At 59.5% G+C, this 16155-nt stretch carries 15 protein-coding genes; 7 read left to right on the forward strand and 8 right to left on the reverse strand.

Going from position 1 to position 16155, the window contains the following annotated elements; translation table 11 throughout:
• Positions 1-49: 49 nt before the first annotated feature.
• The 4 genes from ACA041_RS30290 (at position 50) to ilvD (ending at position 5496) form a co-directional block, all read left to right on the forward strand.
• Positions 50-1246 (forward strand): class I SAM-dependent rRNA methyltransferase, encoded by a 1197-nt coding sequence (locus ACA041_RS30290; protein WP_497439098.1) that lies wholly within the window; start codon positions 50-52, stop codon positions 1244-1246.
• A 228-nt stretch (positions 1247-1474) separates the two neighbouring features.
• Entirely contained in the window at positions 1475-2677 is a 1203-nt protein-coding gene (locus ACA041_RS30295) for an MFS transporter (RefSeq protein ID WP_497439099.1), read from the forward strand.
• A gap of 190 nt (positions 2678-2867) precedes the next feature.
• Complete coding sequence (locus tag ACA041_RS30300; RefSeq protein ID WP_497439100.1) at positions 2868-3326, forward strand: REP-associated tyrosine transposase; 459 nt, start codon at positions 2868-2870, stop codon at positions 3324-3326.
• A gap of 328 nt (positions 3327-3654) precedes the next feature.
• Positions 3655-5496, forward strand: a complete 1842-nt coding sequence (gene ilvD / locus ACA041_RS30305; protein WP_497439101.1) for a dihydroxy-acid dehydratase — start codon at positions 3655-3657, stop codon at positions 5494-5496.
• Between the two features lie 160 nt (positions 5497-5656).
• Here the strand turns inward: ilvD and ACA041_RS30310 are convergent, their stop codons facing one another.
• From ACA041_RS30310 to ACA041_RS30330, 5 genes are all read right to left on the reverse strand, one after another.
• Positions 5657-6031 (reverse strand): hypothetical protein, encoded by a 375-nt coding sequence (locus ACA041_RS30310; protein WP_497439102.1) that lies wholly within the window; start codon positions 6029-6031, stop codon positions 5657-5659.
• An 86-nt stretch (positions 6032-6117) separates the two neighbouring features.
• Complete coding sequence (locus ACA041_RS30315) at positions 6118-6735, reverse strand: hypothetical protein (RefSeq protein ID WP_497439103.1); 618 nt, start codon at positions 6733-6735, stop codon at positions 6118-6120.
• Entirely contained in the window at positions 6732-8171 is a 1440-nt protein-coding gene (locus ACA041_RS30320) for a PAAR domain-containing protein (RefSeq protein WP_497439104.1), read from the reverse strand. The genes ACA041_RS30315 and ACA041_RS30320 overlap by 4 nt, the downstream gene beginning before the upstream one ends.
• 180 nt (positions 8172-8351) lie before the next feature.
• Positions 8352-8639, reverse strand: a complete 288-nt coding sequence (locus ACA041_RS30325) for a DUF6124 family protein (protein WP_497439105.1) — start codon at positions 8637-8639, stop codon at positions 8352-8354.
• A 451-nt stretch (positions 8640-9090) separates the two neighbouring features.
• Positions 9091-10158, reverse strand: a complete 1068-nt coding sequence (locus ACA041_RS30330; protein ID WP_497439106.1) for an HAD family hydrolase — start codon at positions 10156-10158, stop codon at positions 9091-9093.
• Between the two features lie 241 nt (positions 10159-10399).
• Here ACA041_RS30330 and ACA041_RS30335 point away from each other — a divergent pair, with 241 nt between their 5' ends.
• Entirely contained in the window at positions 10400-11791 is a 1392-nt protein-coding gene (locus ACA041_RS30335) for an L-cystine transporter (protein ID WP_497439107.1), read from the forward strand.
• 122 nt (positions 11792-11913) lie between these two features.
• On the opposite strand, the gene ACA041_RS30340 is transcribed toward ACA041_RS30335, so the two are convergent.
• Complete coding sequence (locus ACA041_RS30340; RefSeq protein ID WP_497439108.1) at positions 11914-12426, reverse strand: dihydrofolate reductase; 513 nt, start codon at positions 12424-12426, stop codon at positions 11914-11916.
• An 85-nt stretch (positions 12427-12511) separates the two neighbouring features.
• Between ACA041_RS30340 and ACA041_RS30345 the strand changes: the two genes are divergently transcribed.
• On the forward strand, positions 12512-13882 hold the full coding sequence (locus tag ACA041_RS30345; RefSeq protein WP_497439109.1) for a DUF2868 domain-containing protein: 1371 nt from the start codon (positions 12512-12514) through the stop codon (positions 13880-13882).
• Positions 13875-15251 (forward strand): GTPase/DUF3482 domain-containing protein, encoded by a 1377-nt coding sequence (locus tag ACA041_RS30350; RefSeq protein WP_497439110.1) that lies wholly within the window; start codon positions 13875-13877, stop codon positions 15249-15251. Before ACA041_RS30345 ends, ACA041_RS30350 begins: the two co-directional genes overlap by 8 nt.
• Positions 15252-15382: 131 nt before the next feature.
• Here the strand turns inward: ACA041_RS30350 and ACA041_RS30355 are convergent, their stop codons facing one another.
• Together ACA041_RS30355 and ACA041_RS30360 are read right to left on the reverse strand one after the other, a co-directional pair.
• Positions 15383-15943, reverse strand: coding sequence for a phosphonate degradation HD-domain oxygenase (locus ACA041_RS30355; RefSeq protein ID WP_497439111.1), 561 nt, complete (start codon positions 15941-15943; stop codon positions 15383-15385).
• The gene (locus ACA041_RS30360; protein WP_497442212.1) at positions 15943-16074 is read right to left on the reverse strand and encodes a hypothetical protein; all 132 of its coding nucleotides are present in this window, start codon (positions 16072-16074) and stop codon (positions 15943-15945) included. The genes ACA041_RS30355 and ACA041_RS30360 overlap by 1 nt, the downstream gene beginning before the upstream one ends.
• Positions 16075-16155: the final 81 nt, after the last annotated feature.

Below are 16155 nucleotides of genomic sequence, written 5' to 3' on the forward strand. Positions count from 1 at the left end.
CACCAGCCGCAACACGCTATACTCCCGCTCTTTTTTCCGGAGCGACGTCATGTCCCTGCCTAGCCTGCGCCTCAAAGCCAACGCCGACCGTCGCCTGCGAAACGGCCACCTGTGGGTCTACAGCAACGAAATCGATGTCGCCGCCACGCCATTGCACGGCTTCAAGGCCGGCGACCAGGCGATCCTCGAAGCCGCCGGCGGCAAGCCGCTGGGCATCGTTGCCATGAGCCCGAACAACCTGATCTGCGCCCGCCTGCTGTCGCGGGACATCAAGCTGCCGCTCGACAAATCGCTGCTGGTGCATCGCCTGAACGTGGCCCTGTCCCTGCGCGAGCGCCTGTTCGACAAGCCGTTCTATCGCCTGGTCTACGGCGACTCCGACCTGCTGCCTGGCCTGGTGGTCGACCGTTTCGGCGACATCCTGGTGGTCCAGATCGCCTCGGCGACCATGGAAGCCCATAAAGAAGACGTGATCGCGGCGCTGACCCAAGTGCTCAAGCCAAGCGGCATTCTGTTCAAGAACGACTCCGCCGCACGCGATGCCGAAGGCCTCAACCGCTACGTCGAAACCGTATTCGGCCTGGTGCCGGAATGGGTCGCGCTGGAAGAGAACGGCGTGAAATTCGAAGCGCCGGTCATCCAGGGCCAGAAAACCGGCTGGTTCTACGACCACCGCATGAACCGCGCACGCCTGGCTCCTTACGCCAAAGGCAAGCGCGTACTGGACCTGTACAGCTACATCGGCGGCTGGGGCGTGCAAGCCGCCGCATTCGGCGCCAGTGAAGTGTTCTGCGTCGACGCTTCGGCCTTCGCCCTCGACGGCGTCGAGCGCAACGCCGCGCTCAATGGCTTCGCCGAAAAAATGACCTGCATCGAAGGCGACGTCTTCGAAGCCCTGAAAGAACTGAAAGCCAGCGAAGAGCGTTTCGACGTTATCGTGGCCGACCCGCCGGCGTTCATCAAACGCAAGAAAGACATGAAGAACGGCGAAGGCGCCTACCGTCGCCTGAACGAGCAAGCCATGCGCCTGCTCAGCAAGGACGGCATCCTGGTCAGCGCTTCGTGCTCGATGCATTTGCCGGAAGACGACCTGCAAAACATCCTGCTGACCAGCGCCCGTCACCTGGATCGCAACATCCAGATGCTGGAGCGCGGCGGCCAGGGGCCGGATCATCCGGTGCATCCGGCGATTGCTGAAACGCGCTACATCAAGAGCATCACCTGCCGCCTGCTGCCAAACAGCTAACCACCCCCTTGTAGGAGCGAGCTTGCTCGCGAAAAACGCATCGACGACGCGGACAACCAGAAATACTGCGTTATCGTTGACGTTCTTCGCGAGCAATCGAGCGTCGACCGGCTGCTCCTACAGAGGCAAGCCACATCAATACGGGAAACCTCCCACAACGCTTTTGATTGAATTCCATCGTTCGCAGACTAGTATCGGTTTCTGGCTTTGCTCCGGAAATTAACAACAATGTCTGAGTCCTCCTTATCGCCCCCGCTCAGTAGCGCGGTAAAGCGCCAACAACTCTCCCGATTCATCCTCGTCACCTGCATTTCGCTGATCAGCTTCTTCCCCATCAATATTCTCCTGCCCTCATTCCCCGCTCTGGCCGCAAGGTTCAACACGCCCACCGCAGACGTCGCACTCTCCATCAGTTTGTTCACCCTGGTCTTTTCGATTTCCCAACTGGTCGCCGGCCCGCTCTCGGATAAATGGGGACGCAAGGAAGTCCTGCTGGGCTGCATCGCGCTGTCGATCCTGGGTGCAATAGGTTGCGCACTGGCGGCGGATTACCTGACCTTCCTGCTGTTTCGCTCGGTGCAAGCCATGGGCTGTGGTTTCTTCGTGCTGGGACATGCGCTGGTGGAAGACCTGTTCGATGAACAGGATCGAGCCCGGGTGAGGCTCTATTACATGACCTTGAGCGGCTCCTTTGTCGCGCTGTCGCCGCTGATAGGTTCATGGTTGCAAACCACATTCGGCTGGCAGGGAAGCTTCTACGGCTTTGCGCTGATGGCGCTTGGCATGCTGATCCATGCGTTCTGCATACTGCCGTCCAAGTCGGCCAGCCCGAACCGAGCCTGCACATCAATCATCGGCACGCTGAAAGCCGTCGCCAGCAATCGAGACTTCCTGCGCTACTGGTGGATCGCCGCGCTGGTATTCGCCTGTTATTTCGCCTTGATCAGCGTGACGCCGCTGATTTTCATGGACGCGTTGAAGCTCTCCGAATACCAGTACGCGCTGGTGCTGATGGTGTACGGGGTGGCCTATCTCCTCGGCGGCATTGCTGCCTCGTTCTTGCAGAAACACATTTCGCCGTCCCGGCAAATCAACATCGGCCTCGGATTGCTCGGCGTCGCTGGCGTGCTGCTAACGTTGGTCGTCAGCTTTGAAGCCATCAGCACTTTGACTTTGCTCATACCGATGCTGATCAGCGCCCTGGCCGTCACCCTGGTTCGGCCAGCCGCCATTTCTGCGGCGATGCTGTTGTTTTCAAGCAGCGCAGGTACGGCGGCATCGGCGGGCAACAGCATCATGTTCCTGACCGCCGCCGTCAGCAGCGCCGCCCTTGCACAAGCCGGCAGTGATTTGCTGATGACGATTGCTGTCAGCTTCATTGTTTTCAGCCTCTGGGGTTGGCTGACGAATAACAGGATATCTTCGCCGTAGGAGCGAGCTTGCTCGCGAAAAACGCATCGGCGAAGCGGGCAACCTGGCTGCGCTGCGTTTTCGTTGACGTTTTTCGCGAGCAAGCTCGCTCCTACAGGGGGGGCAGGACATATCCGGAACCACTGTTCAGAGGCCAACAGACGCCGGTCCAACTACCGTTTCTCTTCCAACTACAGAAGAGGACGAAGGAATGTCCACCCGGCAAAACGCACATCGGCTGCGCACAGGGCGCTGTTCAGAATCAGGGCGTATTTATCTGCTCACCGCTGTCACCCACCAGCGGCAATTGATCTTCCAGGACTGGCGCATTGGCCGCCTGCTTGTCAGCGAATTCAGGAAGGCTCAGGAAGACGGCAAGGCGACTTCGCTGGCCTGGGTGGTCATGCCGGACCACTTCCACTGGCTGGTTGAATTGCACAACGGCGATTTGCCGAGGCTGATGCGAATCACCAAATCGCGAAGTGCCCACGCCATCAATAAGGCAAGGGGTTGCCAGGGGACGCTTTGGCAGAAGGGCTACTTTGACCGCGCATTGCGTCAGGAGGATGACTTGAAAGCAATGGCTCGCTATATCGCCGCCAATCCTTTAAGGGCAGGCCTGGTCGAGCATATCGGACATTACCCATTGTGGGACGCCATCTGGTTGTGAATCACCCCCACCCCTGTAGGAGCGAGCTTGCTCGCGAAAAACGTCAACGATAACGCAGCGCTGCAAATTGCCCGCGACGTCCATGGGTTTTTCGCGAGCAAGCTCGCTCCTACAGGTATACGGCCATTCCCTCCAGCCGCCAGCGGTGTAGAATCGGCCCTATTCATCGCCAGTCATCCCCCGGCGGGTTTATGAGCTCAAGCTGAAGCGCGCGGCGATCCCGCAAAGTTATCGGCAACTTCCGGACACACGGCCATTTCTGAGTGTTCCCGACGTCAATAGAAGCTCACTTCCCTTTTGATACCTGATTAGCCGCCCGGAGTGCTTCATGCCTGATTACCGCTCGAAAACATCCACCCATGGCCGCAACATGGCCGGCGCCCGCGCATTGTGGCGCGCCACGGGGATGAAAGATGACGACTTCAAAAAGCCGATCATCGCCATTTCCAACTCCTTTACCCAGTTCGTACCGGGCCACGTCCACCTCAAGGACCTGGGCCAGCTGGTCGCCCGCGAGATCGAACGCGCTGGCGGTGTAGCGAAAGAATTCAACACCATCGCCGTGGATGACGGCATCGCCATGGGTCACGATGGCATGCTGTATTCGCTGCCGAGCCGCGAGATCATCGCCGACTCCGTCGAGTACATGGTCAACGCCCACTGCGCCGACGCCATCGTCTGCATCTCCAACTGCGACAAGATCACACCAGGCATGCTGATGGCCGCCCTGCGCCTGAACATCCCGGTGATCTTCGTTTCCGGCGGCCCGATGGAAGCCGGCAAGACCAAACTCGCCTCCCACGGTCTCGACCTGGTCGACGCCATGGTGATCGCCGCCGACTCCAGCGCTTCTGACGAGAAAGTCGCTGAATACGAGCGCAGCGCCTGCCCGACTTGCGGTTCGTGCTCCGGCATGTTCACCGCCAACTCGATGAACTGCCTGGTTGAAGCCCTGGGCCTGGCCTTGCCGGGCAACGGTTCGACCCTGGCCACCCACAGCGACCGCGAACAGCTGTTCCTGCAGGCCGGCCGCACCATCGTCGAGCTGTGCAAGCGTTACTACGGCGACAACGATGAGTCGGTATTGCCGCGCAACATCGCCAACTTCAAGGCGTTCGAAAACGCCATGACCCTGGACATCGCCATGGGCGGTTCCACCAATACCATCCTGCACTTGCTGGCCGCGGCCCAGGAAGCCGAGATCGATTTCGACCTGCGCGACATCGACCGTCTCTCCCGTCACGTACCGCAACTGTGCAAGGTCGCGCCGAACATCCAGAAGTACCACATGGAAGACGTGCACCGTGCCGGCGGGATCTTCAGCATCCTCGGCTCGCTGGCCCGTGGCGGTCTGCTGCACACCGACCTGCCGACCGTGCACAGCAAGAGCCTGGCCGAAGGCATCGCCAAGTGGGACATCACCCAGACCGACGATGAAGCGGTGCATCACTTCTTCAAGGCCGGTCCGGCGGGCATCCCGACGCAAACCGCGTTCAGCCAGTCGACCCGTTGGGAAACCCTGGACGACGACCGTGAGAACGGCTGCATCCGCAGTGTCGAACATGCTTACTCGAAAGAAGGCGGCCTGGCCGTTCTCTACGGCAACATCGCGCTGGATGGCTGCGTAGTGAAAACCGCGGGCGTCGACGAGTCGATCCACGTCTTCGAAGGCAACGCGAAGATCTTCGAAAGCCAGGACAGCGCCGTACGCGGCATTCTCGCTGATGAAGTGAAGGCCGGCGACATCGTGATCATCCGTTACGAAGGCCCTAAAGGCGGCCCGGGCATGCAGGAAATGCTGTACCCGACGTCGTACCTGAAATCCAAGGGCCTGGGCAAAGACTGCGCCCTGCTCACCGACGGCCGCTTCTCCGGCGGCACCTCGGGCCTGTCCATCGGCCACGCATCGCCGGAAGCGGCTGCGGGCGGCGCGATCGGTCTGGTGCAGGACGGCGACAAGGTGCTGATCGACATTCCGAACCGTTCGATCAACCTGTTGATCAGCGATGAAGAGATGGCCGGGCGTCGTGCCGAGCAGGATCAGAAAGGCTGGAAACCGGTGGAGAAGCGTCCACGCAAGGTGACCACCGCGCTGAAGGCCTATGCCTTGCTGGCCACCAGTGCCGACAAGGGTGCCGTGCGTAATAAGGCGATGCTTGATGGGTTGTAATTCTTAACCGTCGAACATAAAGATGCCCCGCCAAGTGCGGGGCATTTTTTTTGGGCTCAAATATCAGTCGATTACATCCACTCTTGGTGCTTCTAACTTGCCAAAACAAAGCGATACCCCACAGGAGTACCTTCATGACTGAGTCAAACGCAATAATTCGTCACTCGTCGGAGTTAGAGATCCAGGCAACTTTCCCCAAATAGAGAATTGCCAATAGTGTCGGACCAAGAATTGCCGCATTAAACCAAATCTTGTTGCTGGGGGGGGTTAGCGAGGTTAGCAGCACAGGGGATATAACTATCAGCCCCATTATTAACATCACCGATACAATGCGCCTGCGATTCAATCCAGTAGCAGTGGGTGTGTTTAGCGCCGCCAATCCAAGCCCGGTGGTTCCCAACCAGGTGAGTGTGCTGAATATTACGCCAAAGACTTCACCAGACATCATAAGGAATGAGCTTAGCAGGGCCAATCCGAAGGCAGGCAAGACACCTCCAATTAGATACATCACTGACCAAAGAATGCGTACCACCATGTCTAATCTACTCCATTAAAATAACTCTTAAGCTGCATAAGTTCTCGGCCTAATGAGAGCGTTACTTATGTCTTCGACTCGCGAAGTCAAGGATTCACCCACGGCCTTGCAACTTGTAACTTGATAAGATAACGCTCCTCTTTGGGGCGCTTGTCATCTCTGAAACGATTGACCACCAGCATCACCTGATACTGATCACCCGCTTGCCAAGTAGACGTGCCACCTTTGTTCACGTCTCGCAATCGAGCCCGCCATTCGGGAGTGTCAGCAAACGGTGGGTCGTCGTTGACCCGAATGGGTATCCAGCCACCGTGGCGCCATTGCGCCTGCAAATCCAGCACGACCTTGAGTGTATCGTCGAGTAACAGGGGCTCGACTTGCGGGGACATGCGGAGACTTCTGACTAACCCATCACGATCGAAACTAACCGTGAAAAAGCGAGCCTGCGGGGTCACGAACCCAAATTGATAGTCGATAAAACGTAGGCGCGCGTCAGACTTGGGTGTATTGAACCAGGAGTACCCAGGAAAAGCCGGATCAATGACCGCGCTGGAGCGCAGACGCATGGCTTCCCAAGGTTCGCCGATCACTAGCGCAATTTCCGGCTCATCCGATAGCGCTCGCATCACCGCCATTGTCAGCAGAGCCGCGACAGCAGTGGCCAAAACCCTCCATCGCCACTTCATGCGTCGCACCAGATTCATCGCACACCGCGTCCAGCGGCAATGTCCAGAATCGCCTGTTCGATCAGATGACGATCAGAGCGTCGTAGCAGCTCATCAAATTGCACCGCGGCCTTGAGTACGAAAGGCATGCGTTGATGGATATCGGCCAGGTTGGCAAAGTAATCATTGCTGAAGCCCACGGTGCGCCCGTCTTCGCTGGGATGGCACTGGCTGGCCAGAGTCAGCTCGACCGCTGCCGCAGCACCGGAGGGGAGGTTAGTGACATAGGAGAATTGGTTGCCATGTAGCAAACGTACCAATTGCACGTTGCTGTACATTGCTGGTTGCAGGATGTTCTTTTGTTCATGTTCGGCAAGAAACACAACACTTTCGGCAATGTTGCCAGCCTCAATGGCCGCGAAGGCTTGCAGTATTTCCTCATGGTAAGTGCCAAACTCCAGTTTTTCCTGCTCGATCGGCCACAACACTGGTTGTTGTACATGCCCAAATATGTTTTTTCGTGATGCGAGGCATGTCTTGAGCGCCCACAATCCACGCTCCTTGTAAAAAGCATGTAGCGGAAACACATCCAGAAACAGCGTGGTATTGCCCAGCGCCAGCATGTCGTGCACGTACTGGAGTTGCTTCTGCACGTACGACAATGATTCGCTGTCGTTACGCAGGTCAACGCCCGGTATCGGGTTATTGCTTCGGGTTAGCTCGTAGTCGCGTTGCGACTGTTTGTCAGTCTTGCCGAACAATTCAATCCCAAAGAATTTCCAGCGACGCTGGGCGCTGTCGACCATGCGCTTTCCCGCCTCGTATTCATTCTGAATCCTCTCGACTGAATCAGCCGCATGTAGCAAGCCACATCCCACCTGCTTGGAAGCGAACGCCGCGAGACCGGCCCATTGGAAACGCTGATCCTCCAGCCACAATCGGGCGTACGCCGAATTGATCGCGCGATTACGCGCCTTGGGGTCGGCGATCAGGATGCCGCCCGGTGCCACGATGGCTTCGGCTCTTTGCTGATAGCTGCGCCAAAGGTTCTGGCAGACCTGTCCCGACTGCTCGCCGTAGCTCGTTGCAGGACGGACGCTGGAGGGGCTCGGTTCGGCTGTCGGCTTACGAGCTTCGACCGGTGCGGCGGATTGAGCCGCGGCTCGGGCAGGCGACGCAATGCTGCCGCCTTCGATCTGTTGGCTCCTCATGGTCTGATTGGCAATCAACTTGGGCGGTGGATCGCACTTGCACTTGCACAGGTCGCCATCCAGGGCGGGCTTGAGTCCATCCCACTGCTCCGACAGGCGTGGGCCGACGCAGACGATTGTCCCCGTGCTGTCGCATTCCGGGCATTTGACTTCATCGCCTTCGCAGGCAATGGCCTGGCCATTGATGCTGCCGCGATGCCAACCGCTGACGACCGTGCCGCCGACGGTGGTTTTGGCCCCGACGGTGATGTTGTAGCGCTTCATGCGAAATATGTCCTTGTCAGATCGAAAGGACGCAAGTTAGAAGAGGCGAAGTGGAGGAAGAATCAGACGCTTCTGTGATTGATGTAGGTCATTTCTGAAATGAGGCTGGATATGTTGGTCGGTATGCTGGCGATAAAGCTAGGGAATGCCCCGCCAAGTGCGGGGCATTTTTTACCCGCGTTACTCCTGCGGGTCGAGGTTATCCAACGCCTGATTCACCGCCAGCTCGCCCAGCATGATGACCTGGGCAATCCCCAGCATCGTGCTGCGTTGAGAGCCTTCCAGCAGGCCGGCGAAATCGCTGGCCATGACATTGGCCGAGGCCAACGATTCACAGGCGTGCGCCAAAAGGCTTTCGGTGTCGAGGCCTGGTCTGATCAAGAACATTTGGCTGGGTTTTCGTGAGGTGGCGTTGATTCGGGCGGACAGGTTGTCGGAATCGGGAGGATCGGGGGTAATTTTCAACATTGATGGAGCTCCGGGTGAGAAAAAAGGAGCCATCACCCTCGCTACCAAACGAAGGGTGGCGGCCATACGCAGGTTGGTAGACCGGTCACCAGGAACCCGGCGCGTCCGAAGATGCCCTGCGCATGGCCACCATATGAGCAGAGACAGAAATGAACCCTGCAACGGGTGGCGCAATGCGCCGAGGTGAACACGGGCTACCAAACCCGATCACTGATGTTCAGCGACGCGGAAACGATAGAAGCCGGTACCCAGACGCACAAGCCGGCGGATTCTGAAGTAGTCGTAGTCCCTTACGCAAGAATGCGTAGGGCGCGACTGTAAGGAGATGTCGTTCAAGCGGAGTCTTTCGTTGCACCGACGCTCCCACAATGGGTCCTCAGTGAACATGCTATGTGTGAACAACCGGGATCAACTGTAGGAGCGAGCTTGCTCCTACACTGAATCCAAATCCTTACTGGATCTCTGCCGGTGTGACGATCACCCAATTCTTGTCCGCCGTCACCGGCAGCCCTTCCTTGGCCTGGGCCGCGGCGTGCTTGGCCATCATGCCGTTAATCTGGGTCATGTATTTGTCTTTGCGGTTGACCCACAGGTGGATGCCACCCTTGGCCACGTCGACGCTGTGGAACAGCATGAAACCGTCGCTGGTCGGGGTATCGCCAGCTACGAGCACCGGTTTTTTCCACTCATCGATGTAGGTCAGGATCGCGGCCTGTTTACCGGCCATCCAGGTGGCCGGTGTCCACAGGTACGGGGTCAGTTGGAGGCCGAGATTGGCTTTTTCGTCATACTTGCCGGCGGTGATCTGCTTGCGGGCCGTGGTCAGCTCGCCAGTGCTGGTGTCCTTGAGCAGCATGGTCACGCCGATCACGTTCTGCGGTTTGACGTTGTAGCCGTACTGCGGATCGGAGGCGACCATGCGCACCAGCTCTTCGGAGGCGGCGGTCATCACGTAGACCTCGATGCCGTTCTCCATCAGCTTGTTGTAGAGCTCTTTCTGCCCGGTGAAGATCTTCGGCGGATTGACGTCGATGGTCTTGACCACGTCGCCTTCGTAATAGGTGCTCGGCACCGGTTTGCCGGAGGCCATCAACTCGTCGACATAGCCCTTGAGCTCTTTGAGCGTGAAGCCGGAGAACACTTGGGCGACCCATGGATAGCAGACCATGTCGTCGAGTTCGCAGAGGCGGTAGTAGTAGCTGAACAGACTTTCCTTGTGCTCGGCGGTGTCCTTGAACGGAATCAGTTTCAGGGAGGGATCGAGTTTGTCGCGGGTGATCAGGCCTTTGTTTTCCATGAACGGCAGCAACGACTCTTCGAGGTCGTAGCGGTAACTGGTGTTGTCCATGTCGAACACCGCGTAGTTACCCTTGTTGGCATTGGCGGCGATCATCGCGTCCAGCGCCTTGGCCTGATCGGCAGGCCAATGCTTCAGATCCGTGGCGAATACCTGGCCGACGAGGCCCAAGCCCAAACTCAATCCCAGTGCGGCGGCCAGAAATTTCGGTGCGAGCTTCATCGGCATGCTTCCCTGATTTAAAGATATCGACGCTAACAAATTGCCGTGACAGTCCTCACCTGCCTGCGACCACCCAAGTCCCTATTGCGCCAGCTGCATCCCTGAGAGCGACATCCGCTTATTCCAAAAACGACAGTAATCAGACTTTTTTGATATTAATTCATTAGATATCAAGCTGTTAGGCTTGCCGGTTCGCAGCTGCCCCGGAAGGTGGCTGGCACAAGTCTTTATCGGAGTTCTCATGAATCTGCCGCTGATCCTCAATCTGCTGGTGTTCCTCGCGTTACTTTTTGGCCTGGCACAAACTCGCCACACGACCTGGAGCCTGGCGAAAAAAGTTCTGCTCGCGCTGACGCTGGGTGTGGGTTTCGGTGTCGCTTTGCACACGATTTACGGTGCCGGCAACCCGGTGCTGAAAGCCTCGATCAGCTGGTTTGACCTGGTGGGCAACGGTTATGTGCAGTTGCTGCAAATGATCGTCATCCCGCTGGTGTTCGCCTCGATCCTCAGTGCCGTGGCCCGTCTGCACAACGCTTCGTCGCTGGGCAAAATCAGTTTCCTGACCATCGGCACGCTGTTGTTCACCACGGCCATCGCCGCGCTGATCGGTATCGGCTTGACCAACCTCTTTGGCCTGACCGCCGAAGGCCTGGTGGCCGGCACTCAGGAAATGGCCCGGCTGCAAACGATCCAGACCGACTATGCGGGCAAGGTCGCGGACCTGAATGTGCCGCAGCTGTTGCTGTCGTTCATCCCGCAAAACCCGTTCGCCGACCTGGCGCGGGCCAAGCCGACTTCGATCATCAGTGTGGTGATCTTCGCTGCATTCCTCGGGGTCGCGGCGTTGCAATTGCTCAAGGATGACGTCGACAAAGGTCAGAAAGTGATCAACGCCATCGACACCTTGCAAGCCTGGGTAATGCGCCTGGTGCGTCTGGTGATGAAACTGACGCCGTACGGGGTATTGGCGCTGATGACCAAGGTGGTCGCCGGTTCCAACCTGCAGGACATCATCAAGCTCGGTAGTTTCGTGGTCGTTTCCTACCTGGGCCTGGGCCTGATGTTTGTGGTGCATGGCCTGCTGGTGTCGGCCGCCGGGATCAATCCGCTGCGCTTCTTTCGCAAGATCTGGCCGGTGTTGACGTTTGCGTTCACCAGCCGTTCGAGCGCCGCCAGCATTCCGTTGAGCATCGAAGCCCAGACCAGTCGCCTGGGCATTCCACAGTCCGTCGCCAGTTTCGCCGCCTCGTTCGGCGCGACCATTGGCCAGAATGGCTGTGCCGGTCTGTACCCGGCGATGCTGGCGGTGATGGTGGCGCCGACGGTGGGCATCAACCCGCTGGATCCGCTGTGGATTGCGACCCTGGTGGCGATTGTGACGTTGAGTTCGGCCGGGGTGGCCGGGGTCGGTGGTGGCGCGACGTTTGCGGCGTTGATCGTGTTGCCGGCGATGGGCTTGCCGGTGTCACTGGTGGCGTTGCTGATTTCGGTCGAGCCGCTGATTGATATGGGGCGTACGGCGTTGAACGTCAGTGGGTCGATTACGGCGGGGGCGATTACCAGCCAGATGATGCAGCAGACGGATAAAGCGTTGCTGGGTGCGGATGAGCATTCGGAGTTGGCTCACGCTTAAATTCTTTAGCGTCTGATCTGGCCTCATCGCCAGCAGGCTGGCTCCCACAGGGACTTTGGGTATTCACACAATCTGTGTTTCCCCTCAAACCCACTGTGGGAGCCAGCCTGCTGGCGATGCTTTCAGGCTTTTTCCCAGACTTCAAAGTTGTACGCCGGTTTGTCGCCTTGCGCAGGATTCGGCACATTCGACACCAGCTTCCACTGGTTCAAATCAAACTCCGGAAACCACGCATCCCCTTCCGGACTCAGCGCCACGCGAGTCAGATAAAGCCGATCCGCCTGCGCCAACCCTTGCGCATACAACTGCGCGCCGCCAATCAACATCACCTCATCGACGCCCTGCTCGTTCGCCCATTCTTCAGCGCGAACGATGGCGGCCTCCAGCGACGGATAAACCTGCGCCCCCTCCAGTTGCAGATCCGCCTGACGGCTGACCACGATATTCAACCGGCCCGGCAGTGGCCGACCGAGGGAATCCCAGGTCTTGCGTCCCATGATGATCGGCTTGCCGAGGGTCGTGGCCTTGAAGTATTTGAAGTCCCCCGGCAGGTGCCAGGGCATGCTGTTGTCGATGCCGATCACACGGTTTTCACCGAGGGCTGCGATCAGGCTGAGAGGGAGTGATTTAGTCATGTCGGCGAGGATACCAGAGCCTCCCGTACCCCGATAAGCGTCACAGCGGTTATGCTCACGACTCAATTGAGCGACGGGATGGCGCGTGACTGGACTGAATAACCTCTGGCTGACGGAAACCATCCGCCTGCGCGAAGAACACGCCGGCCCTCTGGATGATATGGAAGCCAACCGACTGGCCCGCACCGCGGGCGGCGACCTGCCGGCGCGGATTCAACGTCGTGCGCTGTGGCTGGCCGATCGCGATGGGCTGACCATCGCCCTCGAACACTGGCTGCAAGGTGCACGCCTGGCGTTGATTGTCATGGCCGTGCTGGCCGTTGTCAGCGGCGCCGGCCTGGCATTTGCCGCGCTGGGTGACGGGCAAACGCCGGTGAATGTGTTCTGGGCCCTGGGCAGTCTGCTCGGGCTGAACCTGATTTTGTTGCTGAGTTGGGCGCTGGGCCTGGTGTTTGCCGGGGAACACGGCGCAACGCTGGGACGCGTGTGGCTGTGGCTCAGCGAAAAACTCGCCCGCGATGCCAAGGCTGCGCAACTGGCGCCGGCCCTGCTGTTGTTATTGCAACGACAGAAACTCAACCGCTGGGCGCTCGGCGTGCTGGTCAACGGTTTGTGGCTGCTGGCGATGCTCAGTGCCCTGGTGATTCTGCTGATGCTGATGGCCACCCGGCGTTACGGCTTCGTCTGGGAAACCACCATCCTTGGCGGCGAGACGTTCGTCGCCATGACCCAGGCCCTCGGCGCCCTGCCGGCCCTGCTCGGGTTCAGTGTGCCCACCGTGGAGATGATCCGTGCCAGTGGCGATGCCGCGCTGAATATCGAAAGCGCCCGCCAGGCCTGGGCGGCATGGTTGGTAGGCGTTTTGCTGGTCTACGGTGTGTTGCCACGTTTGCTTCTGGCGTTGTTCTGCCGGTGGCGCTGGAAAACCGGCCTGGCAAGATTGCATCTGGATTTGAACCTGCCCGGCTACGCCCAACTGCGCGAGCGGCTGATGCCGACCAGCGAACGCCTGGGGATCAGCGATGCCGCCCCCGAACAACTGCACCGTATTGAAAACGGCGTCAGCGACCTGCCTGGCGATGGCGCGCTGCTGGTGGCGATAGAACTGGACGACCAACGCCCGTGGCCACCGCAATTGCCGAAGACCGTGAGCAACGCGGGCATCCTCGACAGCCGCGAATCGCGCAACAAACTGCTCGAACAACTGAGCCGCTTCCCGCCGGCTCGCCTGGCCATCGCTTGCGATCCACGACGTTCACCGGATCGCGGCAGCCTGTCGCTGATCGCCGAACTGGCGCGCAGCGCAACTGCGACCCGTGTCTGGTTGCTGCAAGCGCCGCCCGGCGAAGCGCTGGATGCCGCGCGCCTCGGCGACTGGCATGTGGCGCTGCAACAGCTGGAACTGCCGTTTGCCGACAGCGCGCCGTTGAACTGGCTGGAGACCGGTCATGACTAATCCCTGGAAACCGCCGCTGAAGCTCGCCGTGGTCGGCCACACCAACGTCGGCAAAACCTCGCTGCTACGCACCCTGACCCGGGATGTCGGATTCGGTGAAGTTTCCCATCGCCCCAGTACCACGCGACACGTCGAAGGCGCTCGGTTGTCGGTGGACGGCGAGCCCTTGCTCGATCTGTTCGACACCCCCGGCCTGGAAGACGCCATCGCCCTGCTCGACTACCTCGAACGCCTGGAGCGTCCCGGCGAACGCCTCGACGGCCCGGCACGGCTGGCACGATTCCTCGAAGGCAGCGAGGCCCGGCAGCGTTTCGAACAGGAAGCCAAGGTGCTGCGGCAACTGCTGACCTGCGACGCCGGCCTCTATGTGATCGACGCCCGCGAGCCGGTGCTGTCCAAGTACCGCGACGAACTGCAAGTGCTGGCCAGTTGCGGCAAACCCTTGCTGCCAGTGTTGAACTTCGTCAGCAGCGCCAACCACCGCGAGCCGGACTGGCGCGAGGCATTGGCGCGCCTGGGTTTGCACGCACTGGTGCGTTTTGACAGTGTCGCCCCGCCGGAGGATGGCGAACGTCGACTCTATGAAAGCCTCGCGCTGCTGCTGGAAAGCTCCCGCGAGCAACTGGAGCGCCTGATCGCCGATCAGCAGGCGCAACGCCTGGCTCGTGAGCAGAGCGCTGCGCAATTGATTGCCGATTTATTGATCGACTGCGCCGCCTGCCGACGTAGCGTGATCAGCAATGCCGAGCAGGAACAGCGAGCCGTCAACGAGCTGCGCAAAGCCGTTCGACAGCGAGAACAGCGTTGCGTCGAAGCCCTGCTCAAGCTCTACGCCTTTCGCCCACAGGACGCGTCAGCCACTGATTTGCCACTGCTCGACGGCCGCTGGGGCGATGATCTGTTCAACCCGGAAACCCTCAAGCAACTGGGCGTGCGGGTCGGTGGCGGTATCGCCGCCGGCGCGGCGGCCGGGGCCGGAGTCGACTTGCTGGTCGGCGGATTGACCCTCGGTGCTGCCGCGCTGGCCGGCGCGATTGCCGGCGGCGCCCTGCAAACTGCGCGCAGCTACGGCAGTCGTCTGATGGGCAAAATCAAAGGCCAGCGCGAATTGACTGTCGATGACAGCGTTCTAAGGTTGTTGGCGTTGCGTCAGCGGCAGCTTTTGCAAGCGCTGAATGCGCGCGGGCATGCAGCGATGGACAGCATTCAAGTCGCTACACCTCAGGACAAGACCTGGCGCGAAGGCAAATTGCCCGAAGCGCTGAACAAGGCCCGGGCGCATCCGCAGTGGTCGTCGCTCAATCCGCATGCGAAGCTGAATCAGGCTGAGAGGCAGGAGCAGGTCGAGGTGTTGGCGCGGCAGTTGTAGGATCTTGAGCGCTGTGTGGTCGGAGCTGGCCCCTTCGCGAGCAGGCTCGCTCCCACAAGGGATGCGCGTCGATCACCGATCCACTGTGGGAGCGAGCCTGCTCGCGAAGGCCGCGCCTCGATATCACACAATTACGCAGCCAGCAGTCGCACTGCTTTTTCCTTCAACACTGCAAGATCCAGCACCGGCACCGACAGTTCCTTCGCCTGCTCATCCCACTGCCGCATCCGCAAACTCACCTCGCACAACGGATCCCGCTCGAAGGCCTCAGCCTCTTCAACTGTCATCACCCCACCCTGATATTCCAGGGTCCGGCGGCTGGCTTCGCTCAAGCGCTCGTAGTACCCGGGCTCCTTAAACGTCAGATAACGCTTGGCCTGAACGTGATACTCCACCAGCCGCGCCATGCGCTCGCTGAAGCCTGCACGCCGCAGGTAGTCCGCACCGAGGCGTTCATGGCTGACTACGCCGAAACCACCCATGTTCCCGGCATTCTCGGCGGGGCAGATATGGCCAATGTCATGAAAGAACGCCGCCAGCACGATTTCGTCATCGAAGCCTTCGGCCATGGCCCGTTCGGCCGCCTGGGACATGTGCTCGATCTGCGACACCGGTTCGCCGATGTAATCGCTGTCGCCAAAGCGCTCGTACAAACCGAACACCTCGGCGATCACTTGCTCGTTGCGGTCCATCAAAGTTCTCCCAACATGCGGCACCGCGCAGCAGCTCGACGCGGTAACCGTGTACCTTTGGCGGCGGCGTAGGCGTGGGACAGGCCGAGGATGCCGGCGCCTACGATCAGCATGTCGTTGTGGTGAGTCATTAAGTGATGTCCTGAATTCGAAGCCGCCTTCGCGGGCAAGCCTCGCTCCTACAGATGGAGCGGGGCGTTCACATGACCTGT

The organism is Pseudomonas sp. LBUM1676, from assembly GCF_059695605.1.